The sequence below is a fragment of the Emticicia oligotrophica DSM 17448 genome, from assembly GCF_000263195.1.
In the GTDB taxonomy this organism is placed as follows: Bacteria; Bacteroidota; Bacteroidia; order Cytophagales; family Spirosomataceae; genus Emticicia; species Emticicia oligotrophica.
The window spans coordinates 3,308,111-3,329,448 of record NC_018748.1; the positions used below are offsets into that span (position 1 = coordinate 3,308,111).

Annotated in this window: 15 protein-coding genes; 11 read left to right on the plus strand and 4 right to left on the minus strand. The window is 36.4% G+C overall.

Translation table 11 applies throughout. The annotated features are described in order from the left end of the window. Positions 1-79 precede the first annotated feature (79 nt). Complete coding sequence (gene aspS, locus EMTOL_RS13695) at positions 80-1,828, plus strand: aspartate--tRNA ligase (protein WP_015029898.1); 1,749 nt, start codon at positions 80-82, stop codon at positions 1,826-1,828. A gap of 134 nt (positions 1,829-1,962) precedes the next feature. Here the strand turns inward: aspS and EMTOL_RS13700 are convergent, their stop codons facing one another. Beyond that, positions 1,963-3,651 carry an N-acyl-D-amino-acid deacylase family protein gene (locus EMTOL_RS13700; RefSeq protein WP_015029899.1) on the minus strand — a complete coding sequence of 563 codons (1,689 nt, stop codon included), beginning with the start codon at positions 3,649-3,651 and terminating at the stop codon, positions 1,963-1,965. A 112-nt stretch (positions 3,652-3,763) separates the two neighbouring features. Next, on the minus strand, positions 3,764-4,270 hold the full coding sequence (locus EMTOL_RS13705; RefSeq protein ID WP_015029900.1) for a dihydrofolate reductase: 507 nt from the start codon (positions 4,268-4,270) through the stop codon (positions 3,764-3,766). A 183-nt stretch (positions 4,271-4,453) separates the two neighbouring features. On the opposite strand from EMTOL_RS13705, the gene EMTOL_RS13710 reads away from it, so the two are divergent. From EMTOL_RS13710 to EMTOL_RS13725, 4 genes are all read left to right on the plus strand, one after another. Then, positions 4,454-5,869: an inorganic phosphate transporter gene (locus EMTOL_RS13710; protein WP_015029901.1), complete on the plus strand. Its 1,416-nt coding sequence runs from the start codon at positions 4,454-4,456 to the stop codon at positions 5,867-5,869. A gap of 111 nt (positions 5,870-5,980) precedes the next feature. After that, entirely contained in the window at positions 5,981-7,372 is a 1,392-nt protein-coding gene (locus tag EMTOL_RS13715) for a putative porin (protein WP_015029902.1), read from the plus strand. 174 nt (positions 7,373-7,546) lie between these two features. After that, positions 7,547-8,818, plus strand: coding sequence for a sterol desaturase family protein (locus EMTOL_RS13720; RefSeq protein ID WP_015029903.1), 1,272 nt, complete (start codon positions 7,547-7,549; stop codon positions 8,816-8,818). 141 nt (positions 8,819-8,959) lie between these two features. Then, positions 8,960-10,105, plus strand: a complete 1,146-nt coding sequence (locus EMTOL_RS13725; protein WP_015029904.1) for an endo-1,4-beta-xylanase — start codon at positions 8,960-8,962, stop codon at positions 10,103-10,105. Positions 10,106-10,153: 48 nt separating this feature from the next. Here EMTOL_RS13725 and EMTOL_RS13730 read toward each other — a convergent pair whose 3' ends face one another. Beyond that, positions 10,154-11,065, minus strand: a complete 912-nt coding sequence (locus tag EMTOL_RS13730; RefSeq protein ID WP_015029905.1) for a patatin-like phospholipase family protein — start codon at positions 11,063-11,065, stop codon at positions 10,154-10,156. A gap of 297 nt (positions 11,066-11,362) precedes the next feature. On the opposite strand from EMTOL_RS13730, the gene EMTOL_RS13735 reads away from it, so the two are divergent. Both EMTOL_RS13735 and EMTOL_RS13740 read left to right on the plus strand, forming a co-directional pair. Beyond that, positions 11,363-12,337, plus strand: coding sequence for a polyprenyl synthetase family protein (locus EMTOL_RS13735; protein WP_015029906.1), 975 nt, complete (start codon positions 11,363-11,365; stop codon positions 12,335-12,337). Between the two features lie 136 nt (positions 12,338-12,473). Continuing rightward, entirely contained in the window at positions 12,474-13,316 is an 843-nt protein-coding gene (locus EMTOL_RS13740; RefSeq protein ID WP_015029907.1) for a serine hydrolase, read from the plus strand. A gap of 3 nt (positions 13,317-13,319) precedes the next feature. Here the strand turns inward: EMTOL_RS13740 and EMTOL_RS13745 are convergent, their stop codons facing one another. Next, entirely contained in the window at positions 13,320-14,123 is an 804-nt protein-coding gene (locus EMTOL_RS13745; protein ID WP_015029908.1) for an Fpg/Nei family DNA glycosylase, read from the minus strand. 152 nt (positions 14,124-14,275) lie between these two features. Between EMTOL_RS13745 and EMTOL_RS13750 the strand changes: the two genes are divergently transcribed. The 4 genes from EMTOL_RS13750 (at position 14,276) to EMTOL_RS13765 (ending at position 21,222) form a co-directional block, all read left to right on the plus strand. Further along, on the plus strand, positions 14,276-16,504 hold the full coding sequence (locus EMTOL_RS13750; protein ID WP_015029909.1) for a transferrin receptor-like dimerization domain-containing protein: 2,229 nt from the start codon (positions 14,276-14,278) through the stop codon (positions 16,502-16,504). 206 nt (positions 16,505-16,710) lie between these two features. Continuing rightward, a complete protein-coding gene (locus EMTOL_RS13755; protein WP_015029910.1) occupies positions 16,711-18,435 on the plus strand; it encodes a GMC oxidoreductase in 1,725 nt (574 codons plus the stop codon). A 103-nt stretch (positions 18,436-18,538) separates the two neighbouring features. Continuing rightward, positions 18,539-19,132, plus strand: coding sequence for a gluconate 2-dehydrogenase subunit 3 family protein (locus EMTOL_RS13760; RefSeq protein WP_015029911.1), 594 nt, complete (start codon positions 18,539-18,541; stop codon positions 19,130-19,132). Positions 19,133-19,350: 218 nt separating this feature from the next. Then, a complete protein-coding gene (locus tag EMTOL_RS13765) occupies positions 19,351-21,222 on the plus strand; it encodes a M61 family metallopeptidase (protein WP_015029912.1) in 1,872 nt (623 codons plus the stop codon). Positions 21,223-21,338 lie beyond the last annotated feature (116 nt).

Here is a 21,338-nt window from a genome sequence, read left to right on the forward strand (position 1 = left end):
TCCTTACTTTTGCAGAAAAATTGGCCGTAATATTGAAAATCAATATAAAAGTCTTGTAATTGATAAAGAAAACTGAAAAATGTTAAGAACTCATACGTGTGGAGAACTCAGAATTTCTGATGTAAACAAAACCGTTTCACTCAGCGGTTGGGTACAAGTTGTGCGTGATAAAGGTGGTATTATCTATATCGACCTTCGTGACCGTTATGGAATCACGCAGTTGATTTTAAATGAAAGCACTACCGATGCTAATGTGATAGCTACTGCTCGTACACTTGGACGTGAGTTTGTGGTTCAAGCTACTGGTGAAGTAGTTGAGCGTGTTTCAAAAAATGATAAAATCGGCACGGGTGATGTAGAATTGAAAGTTACAGCACTTGAAATCTTGAACCCTGCGAAGTTACCCCCATTCATGATTCAAGATGATACAGATGGTGGTGATGATATTCGTATGAAGTATCGCTACCTTGACTTACGCCGCAATGCAGTACGTCAGAACCTTCAGTTGCGTCATAAAATGGCCCAACAAACACGTATCTTCATGGATGGCAATGATTTTATTGAGGTAGAAACGCCAGTTCTTATTAAATCAACGCCAGAAGGTGCTCGTGATTTTGTTGTGCCGAGCCGAATGAACCCAGGTGAATTTTATGCATTGCCACAATCGCCACAAACATTCAAACAATTATTGATGGTTTCGGGCTTCGACCGTTACTACCAAATTGTGAAATGTTTCCGTGATGAAGATTTGCGTGCTGACCGTCAGCCTGAGTTTACTCAAATCGACTGTGAAATGTCGTTTGTTGAGCAAGAAGATATTCTAAAAATGTTTGAAGGATTAGTTCGTCATCTCTTCAAAACAGTAAAGAATATTGATATGCCAGAAGTACCACGTATGACTTACGCTGATGCGATGCGTTTGTATGGTTCTGACAAACCTGACACTCGCTTCGGAATGGAGTTTGTTGAATTGACCGATGCTGTTCAAGGAAAAGGCTTCCAAGTTTTTGATGCGGCTGAATTGGTAGTAGCAATTAATGCAAAAGGATGTGCAGAATATACTCGTAAGCAAATTGATGAGCTCACAGAATGGATGAAACGTCCACAAATCGGAGCAAAAGGCTTAATTTATGTGCGTTATAATCCAGATGGTACTTTAAAATCTTCGGTTGATAAATTCTATTCAGAAGAAGATTTAAAGGTATGGGCAGAGCGTTGTGGTGCTGAGAAAGGAGACTTGATTTTAGTACTTTCGGGCGAAACTGCTAAAACTCGTAAGCAAATGAATGAACTTCGTTTGGAAATGGGTAGCCGTTTAGGTTTAAGAAATCCAAATGAGTTTAAGGCTCTTTGGGTATTAGATTTCCCGTTATTGGAGTATAGCGAAGAAGAAAACCGTTGGTTTGCTATGCACCATCCGTTTACGAGTCCAAAGCCAGAAGATATTCCATTGTTAGAGACTGATTTAGGTGCAGTGAGAGCAAACGCCTATGACATGGTTATCAATGGAACAGAAGTTGGTGGAGGCTCGGTGCGTATTTTCCAACGCCCATTACAACAAAAAATGTTTGAAATTTTAGGTTTCAGCGAAGAAGAAGCTAAAAAACAATTTGGTTTCTTAATGGATGCATTTGAATATGGTGCACCACCACACGCTGGTATCGCCTTTGGTTTCGACCGTTTGTGTTCAATCTTCGGTGGGGCAGATTCAATACGTGACTTCATCGCGTTCCCTAAAAATAATTCAGGACGTGATATGATGATTGATTCACCATCAACCATCGATGCTAAACAAATGGATGAATTGAAGATTAAGACTGTTTTATAAAACAATTTATGAATTAGTGAAAACACTGACGTGTGTCTCATTAATGTTAAAACAACTAAAAATGCAACTCAATTTGAGTTGTATTTTTAGTTTTCAGCCAAAATTAGTTAATTTTCCGAGCAGATACTCGTAGACTATATCGAAGTCTTTTGTTTTTTCCATCCTGGACCCTTTACAAAACGTCCAGATTTTACACCTGTATGTTTCCCGTTTTCTACCACTTGTTTACCATTGACAATTACATGCAGCATTCCTTCTGCTAACTGATGTGGCTTTTCGAAGGTAGCTTTATCTTGAATCTTATTAGGGTCGAAAATGACAATATCGGCATAATTTCCAACAACTAAACGACCTCTTTTCTGAATTTTTAGGTTATCACAAGGCAATGAAGTAAGCTTTCTGATAGCTTCTTGTAGGGTGATGACTTGTTCTTCTCTTACATATTTTGCCAATAAACGTGCAAAATTTCCGTAAGCACGTGGGTGAGAACTCGACTTCAGAAATACGCCCGATGCACTCATGGAAGCTGCATCAGAGCAAAAGCTCATGTAAGGTAATTGGATTTGTTTCTTAATATTATCTTCATTCATCAAGAAATAAACCACATCAACTCTTGAGCCATCCGCCACAACTAAGTCCATGGCAGTTTCGTACCAAGTTTTCTTTTTCATGGCAGCTACTTCCGCTAAGGTTTTGCCTAAATATTTGCGTAGAGAATCTTGCTTGAAACCAATTAAAAGTGTCTTATCGGCACCTGCAGCTAAGCAAAGATTTTCCCAATCATTTTGAGGTGTGCTCATTTCTTTACCAACTTTTGCTCGAATTGAACTCGATTTTAATCGCTTACTCCACTGGTCAAAACCTCCTTCTTGAACCCAAGGTGGCATTGCGGCATCGAGCCCCGTGGCCCCCGCAATATAGTTGTACATATCAGCTGAAATATTTAAACCAGCTTTTCGTGCACTATCAATTTTTGAAATAACCTTATCAATTTTATACCAATTATTCTTACCAGCAGCTTTTAAATGATAAATTTCCGCATGAATGTTGGCTTCTTTCGCAATAGTAATCAACTCCTCAACTGCTTCTTCGAGTTTATTTCCTTCGCTTCTCATGTGAGAGATATACATGCCGCCATATTCGGAAGCAACTTTCGATAATTCGATAAGTTCATGCGTATCAGCATAAGTTCCTGGTGTATAAATTAATGCCGATGCCACTCCCATAGCTCCTTCTTCCATGGCGAGTTTTACGTGTTTTTTCATCCGTTCAAGTTCTTCTGCTTTTGGAGGGCGATTATCATAGCCCAATTCCATCGCTCTAACAGTTGAGGCACCTACAAATGAAGCTACATTCGTTGATACACCACGCTTCTCAAGGTACTCAAGGTATTCTCCAAGTGTTTTCCATTTAATCTCATATTTTAGATTTCCTTGTGATTTTTGAGAATAGTCCTTCATTGCATCGGTCATTGGCCCCATTGAGTCACCTTCTCCCATTACTTCTAAAGTTACTCCCTGCATGATTTCACCCAATGAACGTCCATCTTCAATCAAGCTTTCTGTGCTCCAGCTAAGCATATTTACAAAACCTGGGGCAACGGCCATTCCATTGGCATCAATAGTTTTAAGAGCAGCCTTCCCTTTTAGATTTCCAATAAATGCTATTGTATCGCTTTTAATCGCAATATCAGTCAGTACAGGCTCAGTGCCATTTCCATCGAAAATTAATCCGTTTTTTATAATTAGGTCGTATTGTGGGGCCTGCTTACAAGAAAGTAATAAGCTTACAAATGCTAAAAGAAAGAGTTTTGGTTGTTTCATGATAGAGGTTTCAATCAATTTGACCTAAAAATATGGAAAAATGTCAACTTTTGAAATCATTGCCTTAGAACGAACCGTAATAATGAGCAAATGCCCCACTATAAAGTAGAGCTTAACTTTTCTTTTGGTAGGTTAAAATCGAAATAGGATAGGGGGTGTTCTCGCCGATTTGAAATTCTTTGCGTTCGATAATTTCATAAGCTGACTCATTAAATTCAGGGAAAAATGCATCTCCTTGAAATTCATCATGTACAATTGTCAGATAAATTCTATCGGCATATGGAATTGCCCACCTGAAGATTTCTTCACCACCTAACACAAACACTTCGGCTTCGTTTTTACATTTTTCAAAGGCTTCTTCTAAACTACGTACTACCTCAAAACCTTCATCAACTACATAATTTTCTTGTCGGGTGATAACGTAATTGCCAGCTTCTGACCAAAGTCTATGGGGATTATCGTAACTTTTCCTTCCCATAATCATTTTTTTACCTTTACTCACCATTTTCAAGTTATCCCAGTCGGCAGCAATTGGTTCCCAAGGCAAAGCATTATTTAATCCAATGGCTCTATTTTCGCTCATGGCTGCTATTAATGAAATTATATTAGGTTTTGTCATGATTTAATGTAAATTTTACTTTAAAATATTGAATCTTAGTGGAAATATTATCTCAATTCTTTATAGTCTTAACAATTTGATAACATTGGATTTTTCTTGAATTAATCAAAATTACTCAATTTTGTAGCAAATTTATGTACACCAATAGAATCAATTATTCTTATAACTAAACTCTAAAAATTTATGTTTGGCTTAGAAACCGACATTTTCTTACTACTGTCATTCTGCATCTTAGCTGCTTGTGCATTTGAATTCATTAATGGTTTTCATGATACTGCCAATGCCGTTGCTACTGTTATTTATACAAACTCATTGAAACCAACGCAAGCAGTAGTATGGTCGGGTTTGATTAACTTTATTGGGGTAATCACCGGTGGAGTAGGGGTTGGAATGAGTATCGTAAACCTTTTACCAGTAGAACTCCTAATCGACCAAAATGTTTATCATAGTATAGCCATGGTATTAGCACTTTTATTTAGTGCAATTATCTGGAACTTCGGAACGTGGTATTTTGGTATTCCAGCCTCAAGTTCACATACACTTATCGGGGCAATCTTGGGAGTAGGTTTGGGCTACGCTCTTTTACCAGACAACAAAATGGGTGTTGCAGCCGTAAACTGGGATAAAGCTAGAGAGATTTTTTCAGCACTCTTCTTATCACCAATGGTAGGCTTTGCGTTGGCTGTATTTTTAATGTTTGCACTTCGCCGCTTACTTAATAAGCAAATAAGAAAGCAAGTTTTCGAAGAACCCAATAAAGATGAAGTACCACCAATTTGGATTCGTGCCATATTGATTACAACTTGTACTTTAGTAAGCTTTTTCCACGGACGTAATGATGGTCAAAAAGGTATTGGCTTGGTGATGCTCATTTTAATAGGTATTCTCCCAACTTATTTTGCGATTAACAAAACGGTTGATTTCCAAACTTTAAAACCTGAATTGGCTACTATTTCAAGCCAAATTTCTTTGATAGATACTACGCATGCTTCAACAGCAGAAAAAGAAAAAATTCATAAAATACACGAAAGTATTAATTTTTTAAATTCTGTTGCCGATAGTGGTAAAGTTGAGAAAACCAATGCTTTAGATGTGCGAAAAGCTCTTCTAACAATTAGTAGTACTACTAAGAAATTGATTGAAGACGAAGAAATTATATTGAGCGATAATAGCAAAAAAATATTAAAAGACCTCGCAACTAAAGAGGAAAAAGGTATCCGTCGTTTCACTGACCACGCTCCAATGTGGGTTATTTTAATGATTTCTCTGTCATTGGGTCTTGGAACAATGATTGGTTGGAAACGTATCGTTGTAACCGTTGGGGAAAAAATCGGAAAGTCTCACCTCACTTACGCACAAGGTGCTTCTGCCGAATTAGTAGCTGCTACTACCATTGGTTTAGCTTCTTGGTTCAAACTTCCAGTTAGTACTACTCACGCATTATCTTCGGGTATTGCTGGTACAATGGTAGCAAGTAAAGGTATTAAAAACTTGCAAGCAGGTACTATCAAAAATATCCTTTTGGCATGGGTACTTACTTTGCCAGTTGCCATACTGCTTTCTGCTTCTTTGTTTGTATTCTTCCGCTGGGTATTATAAAAAATTGAAAGAAGATTACTCCAAAAGAGTTTTTGCTTAAAAAATACTATAGAGACATTGTTAGACAGTGTCTCTATAATACTATTATACAGGTTTAAGTAACTCAATTGGATGAAAAAAAAACTCTTTTTTGCCAATATGGCTCTAACGAGTCGTATAATATTTACCAATTACACCAATATGAAATTCTTCAGTTTATTACACTCAAAAAGAGTGCTAATTTTTGCTATGCTATTGTTTGGCTTGTCGGCAAAAACGTATGCTCAACAGAAAGGGTCTTTGATGGATGTTGATACTACAATGCTCAAAAGATTACTTTTAACCATGAAAAAATATGAGTATGTCGGTATTAGTGGTTATATTCAGCCTCAATATCAATTCATTCAATCTGAAGGTGCTAAATCCTTCAATGGTGGTGATTTTGCAGCAGGCGTAAATAATCGTTTTATGTTACGTCGTGGGCGTCTAAGGTTTGATTTTGCTCGATTTGATAAAAATAATTTACCACAATTAAACTTTGTATTTCAGTTTGATGGAACTGAACGTGGAGTAGTAATTAGAGATTTTTGGGGAAGGTTTTATGAAAATAAGTTTAATTTATTTTCGGTAACTACTGGGATGTTTGCTCGTCCATTTGGTTTTGAGGTAAATTATGGTTCTGCAGACCGAGAATCGCTTGAACGTGGTCGAATGTCACAAACCTTAATGAAAGTAGAGCGTGATTTAGGCCTTATGCTCTCCATTGAACCTCGAACAAAACAATCATTTGTAAGGTATTTAAAATGGGATTTTGGTTTATTTAATGGACAAGGATTAACTGCAACTTCCGATTTTGATAATCATAAAGATGCAATTACTCGACTTTCATTAAAACCACTAAAATTAAGTCAGAAACTAATTGTGAGTGGTAGTGTTTCGGGGCTTTTTGGTGGAATGGAGCAGTTTACGAAATATATCTACAAAATGTCTGATGCTGAAACAAAAGCATTTTTTGTAGATTCTTCATCATCAAATATTGGTAAGATAGCCCCAAGAAAGTATTATGGTGCAGATATTCAAGTAAAAATTCCTAATAGAGTAGGTAATACAGAATTTAGGGCTGAATATATTAGAGGAACGCAAACTGCAACTCAAAGTTCAAGCGAAACACCGGGCGTGATTCCAACTTTAAATGGGAAAAATGCTCCCTTGTATATACGAAACTTTGACGGTGCGTATTTTTATTTCTTACAACATTTAGGCAGTAAAAAACACCAATTTGTAGCTAAGTATGATTGGTATGACCCTAATAAAAAAGTGAAAGGTAATGAAATTGGCAAAGGTTTTACAGCTGCCGATGTAAGGTTTAATACTTTTGGCTTGGGTTATGTAGTTTATCCAAATGATAATTTGAAAATAACTTTTTGGTATGAAATACCTAAAAATGAAAAAACAAATTTAAATGATTATACCAGTGATTTGAAAGATAATAATTTCACTTGTAGAGTACAATACCGTTTTTAATTACTAACCTTTTATTTATAGTCAAAATCCTGTTGATTAGTCGACAGGATTTTTGTTTTTCAATGATAAAATTATGCAACAATAATGGTAATTTTTTGAGAAATAAATCATTTTGTGAGAAAAGAAATATTTTTTCTTAAATTTGTATAATAATTATTATGCAAGCATACCACTATGGAAACCTACGGAAAAATCTTAACGATTGCTATGCCAGCCTTTTTGTTGTTAGTTTTATTAGAAAAAGTTTACGGCTGGATTTTTAAAAAAGATGCTTTTAAACCCTTGGACACCATTTCAAGTTTGTCATCGGGTTATACAAATGTAGTGAAAGATGTTCTTGGTTTAAGTGTATCTATTTTGTCGTATCAATGGATGGTGAGCCATTGGACGGTCTATAAAGTAGAATCAACAATTTGGGTTTATATCATTGCCTTCATTGCTCTCGATTTTTCGGGATATTGGGTTCATCGTTTGTCGCATGAAATTAACTTTTTTTGGAATAAGCATGCCATTCACCACAGTAGTGAAGAATTTAATTTAGGTTGTGCCTTACGTCAAAGTATTTCTTCTTTTGTGAGTCTGTTTACTATATTTTTACTTCCTGCAGCCCTTTTGGGTGTAGAGCCAAAGGTAATTGCCATTGTGGCTCCATTACACCTTTTTGCCCAATTTTGGTATCACACGGTTTACATTGGCAGAATGGGTTTTCTCGAAAAAATTATCGTAACACCCTCACATCACCGCGTGCATCATGCCATCAATCCTGAGTATTTAGATAAAAATCATGGCCAAATCTTTATTTTTTGGGATAAAATTTTTGGTACTTTTCAAGAAGAACTTCCCAATGTGCCACCAGTATATGGTATTACTCGTCCAGCAAGTACGTGGAATCCAATCAAGATTAATTTTCAACATCTTTGGCTTTTAATAAAGGATGCCGCACGTACAAAAAGTTTGAAGGATAAATTTAGAATTTGGTTTATGCCCACAGGCTGGCGGCCAGCCGATGTTGCAGAGCGTTTCCCAGTAAATAAAATTGAGGACATCTATCATTTTCAAAAGTATGCTCCACAAGTATCAAATTCGATGTTGGTTTGGATTTGGGTACAATTTTTCTTTACCTTTTCTTTGCTATACCACCTTTTTGGGAATATTGCCAAAATTGGGAGTCCAAATATCTTTATCTATGGAGGATTCATTTATTTGATAGTTTTTGCATACACCGAGTTGATGGATAAAAATCCGTATGCTTTACTTTGGGAAGCTCTTAAAAATGTAGTTGGTTTTTATATCATATTCTCAACGGGTGATTGGTTTGGATTAAGTCAACTGGTTGCTTGGGGGAAACCAGCCCTAATAGCCTATTTAATTGTTTCGATGATTCTTACATCTTACTTTGTTTTGGTAGAACTCAAACAAGAAAATTCACAAACACAAATGGCATGAGAATGTTGGTATAGTCATTTATGAAATATCCCTAAAATTATACTTTAGCTCTGCAAATTTCCTTTGCAGAGCTTTTTGTTTGATGAAATTCGTCGAATTATTTGTAAATTGCTACAACTAACTTTCAACCCATAAGCACTAATGAACTCATTTTATAAAATTGCAACTCGAATTACTTTTTTATTAGTCATCACACTTTTTCATTCTCAAGCACAAGTATTAAAAACTGTCTATAAAGATGCCTTTAAAATAGGTTGTGCTGTTAACCCTGCCATTGTTTCGGGCAAAGATAGTGCTGCTCAGAAAATCGTTTTAAAGCATTTTAATACGATTACAGTAGAAAATGTCATGAAAGCCGCACTCATTAATCCACAACCAGGAATATTCAACTTTGGTCCAGCAGATGATTTTGTGGCTTTCGGAAAAAAAAATAATATGTTTATCATTGGGCATACATTGGTTTGGCATAACCAAACACCCGATTGGTTTTTTCAAGATGAAAAGGGTAAGCTTAAAAGCAAAGAGGCAGTTGCCGAACGCCTAAAAGAGCACATTAGAGCTGTTGCTGGAAGGTATGCAGGAAAGGTAGATGCTTGGGATGTAGTAAATGAAGTGATGGGAGAAGATGGAAAGTATCGTTCAACAACTTGGGTAAATGGTATTGGAGATGGAGATGAATTAGTGAAACTTTCCTTTAAATATGCTGCTGAATTTGCACCTAATACTGAGCTTTACTATAATGATTTTAATGCTTGGAGACCCGAAAAACGTGATGGAATAGTACGTATGGTGAAAATGCTTCAAAAAGAAGGCATCAGAATTGATGGTATTGGTATTCAAGGCCACTGGGGGCTTAATTATCCTAAAACTGAATATATTGAAGCTGCTATTGATGCTTATGCTGCTTTAGGATTAAAGGTAATGATAACCGAACTTGATGTGGATGTATTACCATTAACTAAAGAAGGACAAATTATAGGTACAGGAATGTCGCATCCACAGTTTCAGTTAGAGGAATTTAAGACTTATCTCGACCCTTATCAAAATGGATTACCAGCTGATATTCAGCAAAAATTAGCCAATAGATATGCAGAGTTATTTCAGATTTTCTACAAAAAAAGAGATAAAATCGACCGTGTAACGCTTTGGGGCGTACAAGATGCTATGTCATGGAAGAATGATTACCCGATTCCCAACCGCACGAACTACCCATTGTTATTTGATAGAAAGTATCAAGCCAAACCAGCTTTAAAAGCAGTACTGGAAGTTCCAAAAAAAAATAAGTAATATTATTATGTTCTCCTTGCTTTATTCAGAGAAGGAGAACATAATAAACTACCCAAATAATTGCTTGTGTCCAAATTCATAACCTTGTTTGATTATCTCTTTGATATCGGTAGTCGTGAAATTAGTTAGTTCAATGTGTAATGGTTCACTTGGGCGTATAACAGTAAGTTTTACTTTTTTTGAAAGATGGAAAGGCCCTATACTTGCATAGTTTTGCGTATAATTTTCGGCCCATTCGATATCGCTATTTTCAAACTGATTGACTGTAATATCTTTAATTCGTTCAATTAAACTAAAGAAACTTCTATAATTGAAATGCTCTAATGGGCGATTTTTAGGGTGAGTTGCTACACAATATATTTCGGTTGCCCCATCTTCAATAGCCTTTCGAAGTGGAACTACTTCACGAAGACCGCCATCCATGTAAACTTCACGGTGGTCTCCACCTATTTGAATGGCGGGCATAATAAATGGTAACGAACTACTCGCACGAAGATAATCTAAAAAATGCTGTTCAAGAGGGTCAGTATAATGCATCGCCCCAGTATTGATATTTACGGCTCCAACTTTTAATTTAACGGGACTTCGGCGAAGGGTTGTGAGATTTAAGTATTTTTTTAGTTTTTCGTGTAAAGGATTTGTGTCAATTAAACCATCAAACCTACTTAGAAGCGTATCAATTCCTAAGGAGAACTTAGATTTTAAAACACCAATATCTGAAGGTTGGGTAATATTTTCGAGCCAAAATTGTAGTAATCGCTTATTCACCATATCCCAGTCGATACCTCCCTTTTCAATGAATTGGTTACCCGCTTCATTAACCATGAAAGAGGCATTTAGGGCACCTGCCGAAATTCCATAAATCATTTCGGGCTTGAAACCCGTTTCTAAAATTGCATGAATTACTCCTACTTGCCAAGCACCTTTGAGCGAGCCGCCACCTAAAACTAAAGCCTTCATTTGTTTGGTTAGATAATTGTCATTCAATAATAGGAATGAAAAACTTATTTCTAAAGAAAAATAACTAAAATGTTTTCAATCGTAAACCAAACTTTATCAATGATTGAAGTGTTGTCTTAGATATAGCGATAAGTATTCTTACTCATTTAAACGATTAGATATTTATTGGTATAAAATCAAGAATTATTTGAATTTAATCATTAATAGCAACATATTTTCTGATAATTTTCAAAAAAAATCAGAAAACATACGTAAAATTGCACACGTAGAGCAAAACAACATTTTGCTCGTTCTTTCATGCCATTAGATATTAATCAAATACAAGCACCGATAGAGCAGGATTTGGAGATTTTCGAGAAGAAGTTTCGCCAGTCAATGAAGACCGACGTAATGTTACTCGACCAAATCATGAAGTATATCATTCATAGAAAAGGTAAGCAAATACGTCCGATGTTTGTCTTCCTTATGGCTGGTACCATTGGTCAAATTAATGAAGCAACTCATCGAGGAGCGGCTCTCATTGAGCTACTTCACACGGCCACACTTGTGCATGATGATGTCGTTGATGACTCGAACTATCGTCGTGGCTTCTTCTCCATTAAAGCTCTCTGGAAAAATAAAATAGCAGTATTAGTAGGCGATTATCTACTCTCACGTGGTTTGTTGCTTAGTGTAGATAATGGTGATTATGATTTACTTAAAATTGTATCAACCGCGGTAAAGGAATTAAGCGAAGGTGAACTTTTACAGATTGAAAAAGCTCGTAAACTTGATATTACAGAAGATGTTTACTACGAAGTAATTCGACAAAAAACGGCATCTCTTATTGCCTCTTGTTGTGCAGTTGGGGCGGCTTCTGTAAAGGCAAGTGCTGAAGTTGTTGCAAAGGCTAAACTTTTAGGAGAGAAAATTGGAATGGCTTTTCAGATAAAAGATGATCTCTTTGATTATGGTGATGCCGAAATTGGAAAACCAACAGGTATTGATATCAAAGAGAAAAAAATGACCTTGCCTTTGATTTATGCTCTCAATAATGCCACTTGGTCTGACAAAAGAAATATTATAAACTTAGTAAAAAATGAGTCAGAAAACCCTAAAAAGGTTGCTGAAGTAATAGATTTTGTGAAGAAATCTGGTGGCATTGAATATACTACTCAAGTGATGAAACGCTTCGTGAAAGAAGCAAACGACATCCTCTTTACATTTCCCGAATCTGCTTTCCGTCAATCATTACACGATTTAGTTCTGTTTTCTATTGAACGTACAAAATAATTGAAAAATTTAGAATATTTCATGCATTTAAAATATTTTGTTTATTCCGAAATTTTGATATAGATAATATGTATTGAATATTTTGATTGAATGATATAGATTATTATTTCTAAATATTTAATATTTTCAAAATAAAATGAAAACTTATATTTTAACGCTCTCTTTAATAACAATCGTTGGCTCGGTAATGGCACAAAATAGGAAAATTGATGAAAAAAAAGTCGATAATTACCTAGTGAAATTACCCAATGAGATGAATGTTTCGATGGTAGTTGAGGAAATGAACGGCAATAAAATTTATGAGTATCGACCATCTGTGAAAATGCCTTCTGCAAGTGTGATTAAAATTCCAATATTAATGACATTGATGGGAAAAGTGGCAAAAAAAGAGCTTAGCCTTGAAGATACACACACTCTTTTGCACGAAGAAAAAACGGGTGGTTCGGGTGTTTTAGCTGAAATGTCTGATGGTAAAGTGTTTACCATTAGGGAATTAGCACAAGAAATGATTCGTTCGAGTGATAATACTGCTACTAATATTTTGATTAATAAAGTAGGTAGAGAATCTGTCAATGCTTATTTACAGCAATGGGGAATGTCTCAAACTAGATTAAACCGAGTAATGATGGATACGGAAGCTGTAAAGCAAGGTCGTGAAAATTATATCAATGCTCGCGAGGTAAATGCTTTACTACAAATGATTTATGGTCATAAAATAGCTACTCCCGCACTTTGTGACGAAATGTTAGAAATGCTAAAAAACTGTGCAGATAAATCTACGATTCCGAGCCAGTTACCTCAAAACTTGTCAATTGCTCATAAAACAGGCACTTTAGCCTATGTACGTGGCGATGCCGCCATCGTATTTACTCAAAATCCCTTTGTCATCTCAATTTTTGTAGAAGGCTTTGATAAGGAATCAACCGCCGAAAAGGTCATTGGCGATTTAGCTAAAATTTGTTGGAATAGCTTGAAATAAGTTTTATAAAACCTGTCGTTTTGAACAAAAAAAGGTTGTCCGACCGCCAACTTTTGAAATAGAAATGGGTTCACCACAAGCAGGGCATTTACCAATTAATGTTTGCTGTTGAATTCCCCAACCACGTGCGTGAATGAGAAAGTTTTTAGGGAAATCATTATAATTGGCTTGTAAATCAATTGCAGTCTGAATAACCAGTTTAATTGCTTGATGGATATCAATTATTTTTTGGTTTGATAACTGATTAGAGGAACGTTCGGGGTGAATTTTAGCTTGAAATAAGACATCATCTACAATCCAATTACCAATGCCAGCCACGGTAGATTGGTCTAATAGAACCGATTTTATTGGAGCATTTTTCTTTTTTAAAGTTTTTGCCAATTCTTCAATCGAAATTTCTAGGGCGTCTTTATTTATCTTCTTTTTTAAAAGATATTCTTCGATATTTTCTACAATACCAATTCTTTCAAACTTTCTCGGGCACAAGAATCCAAGTTTAAATCCATTGGCAAACTTAAAAACTATTCTTGCGAAACGTGGGGTATCTTCTTCATCACGGAAATAGGCTAAATCTCCTGTCATACCAAAATGGAAATGAAGCCAATAAGGTGCATCAAGTTGGATAAAAAGATTTTTGCCGATTCGTTTCGTTCCAATAAATTGCTTATTTCTAAGCTTTTCTATAAGCAAATCATAGTCGGTCGTAAGAAGTTTCGTATCTTCTACAAATACATCAGCAATTGGCTGAAAAAGGCTTGTTTCTTCAAAATATCTACGATAAGTTTCTACTTCTGGTAATTCGGGCATTCTGATTTACTTTTCTTGATTTAACTAAATTTAGTGTTTTTTGTTTGTAAAAGTATTTCAGAAGCAATAGCCCAATATTCTTTCAAGTAATCAATATTTCTAGAGAAAAATCTTTACTTTTGATTCATTCTTCAATCATTCGATTTACCGCTATGAAAAAAAACTTACCTATTCTACTAATTATATTTTTATTAAACTTTAGACTAGCCTCAGCACAAAGTTTGTTAGGTTTCAATGATAAAAATGCAAAAAAACAATTGGACTTAGAAAGCCAATTTGATGCTCGCTTAAATGCCAAAAATCTTCAAGAGTGGTTGAAGCAAATGTCGTCAAAACCTCATTATGTCGGTTCTCCGCACGACCGTGATAATGCAGTTTATATGCGAGATTTGTTTCGTTCGTGGGGCTACGAAGCACGTATAGATACGTCATATACACTTTTTCCAACTCCTAAATTAAGACAATTAGAATTGGTGAGTCCAACGACTTTCAAGGCAGCTTTAGTAGAACCAGCTTTAAAAGAAGATGCTACTTCGAGCCAATTGAAAGACCATTTGCCTACTTATAATTGTTTTTCGGCCAATGGTGACGTAACGGCCGAGTTAGTTTTTGTAAATTATGGTACACCAGCCGATTATGAGATTTTAGAAAAAATGGGCATTAGTGTACGAGGTAAGATTGTCATTGTAAAATATGGTAATTCTTGGCGAGGACTAAAACCTAAATTAGCTGCCGAAAAAGGAGCGATTGGTTGTTTGATTTACTCTGACCCCAAAGATGATGGATACGGACAAGGCGATGTGTATCCAGCTGGGCCATTCCGTAATGAACATGGTGTTCAAAGAGGCTCGGTTTTAGATTTACCTGTACAACCAGGCGACCCTTTAACGCCAAACTATGGGCATACAAAAAATGCTAAAAAGTTAGATTTAAAGGATGCTACAACCATTATGACGATTCCTGTATTGCCTATTTCTTATGGTGATGCTCTTCCGCTGTTAAAAGCTATGGGTGGGCGTTTGGCTCCAGAATCTTGGGCTGGGCAATTGCCAATTGCTTATCATATTGGGCCTGGGCCTGCCAAAGTGCACTTGAAATTAGAATTTGATTTTAAGGTTGAGCCACTCTATAATGTGATTGCAGTAATGAAAGGTTCGGAGTTTCCTGACCAATGGATTTTGCGTGGAAATCACCATGATGGGTGGGTTTTTGGAGCTGCCGACCCTTTAAGTGGAATGGTAGCAGAAATGGAAGAAGCAAGAGCCATTGGAGAATTGACCAAGACTGGTTGGAGACCTAAACGCACGATTGTATTCTGTGCTTGGGATGGCGAAGAACCTGGCCTATTAGGCTCAACCGAATGGGCAGAAACTTTTCAAGATGAGTTACAGAAAAAAGCAGTGGTTTATCTAAACTCTGATGGAAACGAGCGTGGATTTTTATATGCGGGTGGCTCTCATACTTTAGAGAAGTTCTTTAATCAAGTATCTCGAAGTGTAATTGACCCACAGAAGAATGTTAGTGTTTCAGACCGCCTACGTGCAACTATGCTTGTAAATGGCTCGCCTGATTCGAAAAATGAAGCAAAAAATCGAAGTGATATTAGAATAGGAGCTTTAGGTTCGGGTTCAGATTTTACGCCATTTTTGCAACACTTGGGTATTTCAGCTATGAATGTTGGTTTTGGTGGTGAAGGTGAAGGCGGTGAATACCATTCGATTTATGATTCTTATGATATGTATGTAAGATTTAAAGACCCTGATTTTTCTTATGGAGTAGCTTTGGCCAAGACCATGGGTCGTACGGTTTTACGATTATCAGAATCAGAGGTTTTACCATTCGATTTTCAAAGTTTTGCTAATACCATGCAAATGTATGGCGATGAAGTAGAAAAACTGCTTGAATCGCAGAAAGCAAAAACCGAGGAAAATAATCAGATGATAAAAGACGGTACTTTCGCCGCTGCTTCGGATTCGAAAAAGCCTTATACTTTGAAAATACTTGACGAAGTGCCGTATATTAATTTTGCCCCATTGAAAAATGCTCTGCTTCGCCTTGAGAAAAGTGCCAATACTTATGCTTCACTCATGAAAAATGCCGATGCATTAAATGCTGAAAAGTTGAAAACACTCAACGATATTTTGTATAAGGCTGAACGTTCGCTTTTATCTACGGAAGGTTTGCCGATGCGTCCGTGGTATAAGCACCAAATTTATGCTCCGGGCTATTATACAGGATATGGTGTAAAAACTATGCCTTTGATTCGTGAATCAATCGAACAACGTAAATGGAAAGATGCGGAAGAAGGCGTTATGATTACAGCAAAAGCCCTTGATAAATTCACAAAACAAATTGATACAGCGATTGAGATTTTGAAATAAAGCTAGATTTTAATTATTGAAAAAATGAACTTCTAAAACTGAATTTATTCAGTTTATATTGGCAATAATTCCTTTGTTCCTTTAGTTCTTGAATTTATTCAGGAACTAGAGGATGAAATGGCTTTAATAACATTAAAATTTGCCTATTTGCACAAAACACCTACTATTCTATTTAACTTGTATTTTATTCAACCTCTAAACATATAATGGCTAACCTCAATACAAAACTTAATAAAACCAACACCTACGATGCCATTGTAATAGGCTCAGGCATGAGTGGTGGCTGGGCAGCAAAAGAGTTATCGGAAAAAGGACTCAAAACATTGGTACTTGAAAAAGGTCGAATGGTCAATCACATTGAAGACTACCCAACCATGATGCTCGACCATTGGGAAATGGAACATCGTGGAGCATTAACCGATGAAGACCGTAAACGCCATCATATTCAGATCAGAAGTGGTTTTGTCGGTGAATCTACCAAGCATTTCTTTACGAATGATATCGATAATCCTTACCAAGAAACTAAGCCTTTCGACTGGATTCGAGGCAACCACGTGGGTGGACGTTCCATAACGTGGGGCAAGCACACGTATCGTTGGAGTAATTATGATTTTGAGGCCAATGCTCGTGAAGGTATTGCCATAGATTGGCCGATTCGCTACAAAGATATTGCTCCTTGGTATTCGTATGTAGAGAAGTTTGTGGGTGTAAGCGGTGAGAAATTAGGCTTAGACCATCTACCCGATGGTGAGTTTTTACCCCCAATTCCACTCAATTGTTTGGAAGACCATTTCAAACAACAACTCAAAAATAAGTTCAAGAATCGTATTGTTACACCGGGCCGCGTGGCTCACCTTACGCAACCAACCGAAGTTCATTTGGCTTTAGGTCGAGGAAAGTGCCAAAATCGAAACCGTTGTTCGAGAGGTTGTCCGTACGGAGCATATTTTAGCAGTAACGCAGCTACTTTGCCTGCCGCTAACAACACAGGCAATTTTGTTATCAGACCTAATTCGATTGTTAAAGAAATTATATTCGATGAAGCTACGCAGCGTGCAACGGGTGTGCGAGTAATTGATGCTGAAACCAAAGATGTAATTGATTTTAAAGCAAAAATCATTTTTTCTTGTGCTTCGTCACTAGCAACGACCCAGATTTTACTCAACTCTAAATCTAATCGTTTTCCGAATGGTTTAGGTAATGATAGTGGCGAATTGGGGCATAATATCATGGACCACCATTATCATGTTGGAGCTATGGGCGATTTTGATGGTTTGGAAGACCAATATTATAAAGGGCGTAAACCAGCAGGGTTATTTATTCCGAAGTATGTAAATATTGATGAAGCCTCTAAAAACCCTAATTTTTTACGTGGTTATGATTACCAAGGTGCAGGGGCAGGCCGAGCTGGATGGGGTAGAGGTGCTGACCAACACGCAATCGGGGCAGAATTTAAGGAGTCACTTTATAAGCCGGGTGGTTGGAGCATGGGATTGATGGGTTTTGGCGAAGTGCTTCCTTACCACGAAAATAAAGTAACACTTGATGAATCGAAAGTTGATAAATGGGGTATTCCACAATTGGTTTTCGATGCTGAAATAAAAGATAACGAACTGAAAATGCGTAAGCAAATTATGGCTGATGCAGCAGAAATGTTGGAAGCGTCGGGTTTCAAGAATATTCGAACTTTTGATAATGCAGGTGGTCTTGGAAATGGCGTTCACGAGATGGGTACTGCTCGTATGGGTAAAGACCCCAAAACATCGGTATTAAATGGCAATAATCAAATTCATGCCGTTAAAAATGTATTCGTAACTGATGGTGCTTGTATGACGTCTTCCAATTGCGTTAATCCTTCAATTACATACATGGCTCTTACAGCACGTGCTGCCGATTTCGCAGTTTCGGAGTTGAATAAGAAGAATCTTTAGTTTAATGTATAATGGAAAATTGAGAATGGAAAATGAGTTTTGGTATTAGAAAATATTGTTGACTTGTGGACTGTTGTCAGTTGACTAAATAATCAGAATCATCATGAATCGTAGAGAATATATAAAAAATACAGCATTGGCATTGGGCTTGGGAGTTTCGGGAGTGGCTTTCTCCGAAATCTTCATCGCTTGTGCAAAAGATGCTAAATTAGACTGGAAACCAATTTTTCTGTCTGCTAATCAAGCGGCTATAATTGCCGAAATCACAGAAACGATTTTGCCCAAAACTAAGACTCCTGGTGCAAAAGAATTGGGCGTGCCTCAGTTTATAGATAAAATGGTCAATGATACTATGGACGCGAAAGGGAAAGAACAATTTCGAAATGACCTTGAGGCTTTTGATGAGATTTGTAAAGATAAATATGGTAAAAATTTTATAGAACTTGAACCAGCCAAGCGAGAAGCCTATTTACTTGAACTTGAAAAAGAAAACCCACGCTCTGGTATGAGTTTGTGGGGAATTAACCTCGAACCAGATGCTCCGAAGCCTACATTCTACAAAACAGTAAAAAGCTTAACTTTATTTGGCTTTTATACTTCTGAAAGCATTGGTAAGAATGTATTAGTTTATGACCCTGTTCCGGGAGACTACATTGCGTGTATGCCTCTCAAAGGTCAAAATTCTTGGACCGAATAGCGAAGCTGCTCTTCTCAGCGTTAGTAACCGTAGGTAAAATAAACTATTAGATAAACTTAATAAAATGCCCAAAAACTGGTGCCTGAGCGAAGTCGAAGGTCCAGTTTTTTGCCTTTCATCACTCATTAATTGTAGCTCAATCAATTTTTCGACCCAATTTGTGCCTTTTTCCTTATTTTTGTTTTATACATTTTTAGTAATCTAAAAAAATATTACCTATGCAAAAAACTTTGATGGTACTGTCTTTTGGTTTGCTCATGGCAAGCTGTACAAAAAAGGCAGTGGTTAGTTCCTCACAAGCTTCAAATGGCTCTACTTATCAATATTCGGTTGATTTGACGAAGGTTGTAGATGATAAATTAGAAGTTACGCTGATTAATCCAAAAATAGAATCAGAAGAGATTATATTTCGCCTCCCAAAAACAGTTCCGGGCACTTATTCAACTGATGATTATGGCCGCTATTTATCAGATTTTAAAGCATTCGATTCTAAAGGAAATTTACTGACTACTAATAAGTTAGATGTAAATAGCTATACAATTAAAGATGCGAAAAAGCTCCATAATATTAGCTATAAGATTGATGATACGTGGGATTCTCCTGAGATTAAAGGCACAAAGATTTTTGAACCAACTGGTTCTGATATAGTTGCCAACAAAGAATATTCAATCAATACGCATTGTTTCTTTGGGTATTTTGATGGAATGAAGCAAGTGCCTTATCAAGTTACCTTCACAAAGCCGAGTGGTTTTTATGGTTCAACTTCAATGGTAGCCAAAAGCAGTACTGCTACTACTGATATTTTTGAGATGAATAACTACATGGATTTGGTTGATGCTCCAATTCTTTACACACAGCCCGATACAACAGTTTTAAAAATTGGTGGAGCGGATATTTTGGTTTCGGTGTATTCGCCAAATAAAAAAGCATCTTCCAAAGAAATTGCAGCAAACATAAATACTTTGCTTGAAGCACAAAAAGAATATTTGGGAGGAAAACTTCCAATCAAAAAATATGCTTTCTTAATTGTACTTTCTGATAACCCGAATCTGACGAGTTTTGGGGCTTTAGAACACTCATATTCTTCATTTTATTATTTACCAGAAGGAACTTCAGAGTCACTTTCACAGACAGTAAAAGATGTAGCGTCTCATGAGTTCTTTCATATTGTAACTCCATTAAACATCCACTCAGAAGAAATTGGGAATTTCGATTATAATGCTCCAAAAATGTCGAAACACCTTTGGATGTACGAAGGTTTAACTGAATATGCTGCTGGGCACATGCAAGCAAAATATAATCTTATTACGCTGCCAAAGTATTTGGATATGCTTCGTCAAAAGGTCTCGACCATGAAAAGCATGAAAGATAATTTGCCATTTACAGAAATGAGTGCCAATGTTTTGGATAAGTACAAAAACCAGTACATGAATGTTTATAACAAAGGAGCTTTGATAGGTCTATGTTTAGATATTAAGCTTCGTCAGTTATCAGATGGAAAGTACGGAACGCAATCTTTAATGCAAGATTTATCGAAAACTTATGGTAAAACGGTTTCGTTTAAAGATGATGAATTATTCGATAAAATTACTTCTTTGACTTATCCTGAAATTCGCCAATTTTTTGCAACCTATGTTGAAGGAAAAGAACCACTTCCATTGGCAGAAATTCTACAAAGTGTAGGGATTGACTATATTTCAGAAGCCACGGTAAAACAAGCGAGTTTGGGTGGTGTAGCCATTGGTTTTAACCAACAAACTGGTCGTTTGAAAATTACGAGTATTGATAAAGTCAACGAATTTGGTAAACAAATGGGATATAAAGCCAATGATGAATTAATTTCTATCAATGGCCAAGCTATGGAAATGATGAAAATTCAGACAATTATGACAGATTTCAACGCAAATACCAAAGAAGGAGAAATGGTGACGGTGGAAGTGGCTCGTAAAAATGCTGAAGGAAAAGAAGAGATTATTAAACTTTCTGCTCCCGCGATTTTAGTAGAAGTAAAGCAAAGAAATGTATTGAAATTGGCTGAAAGCCCAAGTGCTGAGCAATTGAAACTAAGAAACCAATGGTTAAAACCATAAATAATTTAGCGTTCGAATTAATAAAATGCCTCTTCAATAAATATTTTGAAGAGGCGTTTTATTTTTTATTTACCTACCTAATTAATGGTAATCTAAGTTTTTAGTTTAGAAGAGCT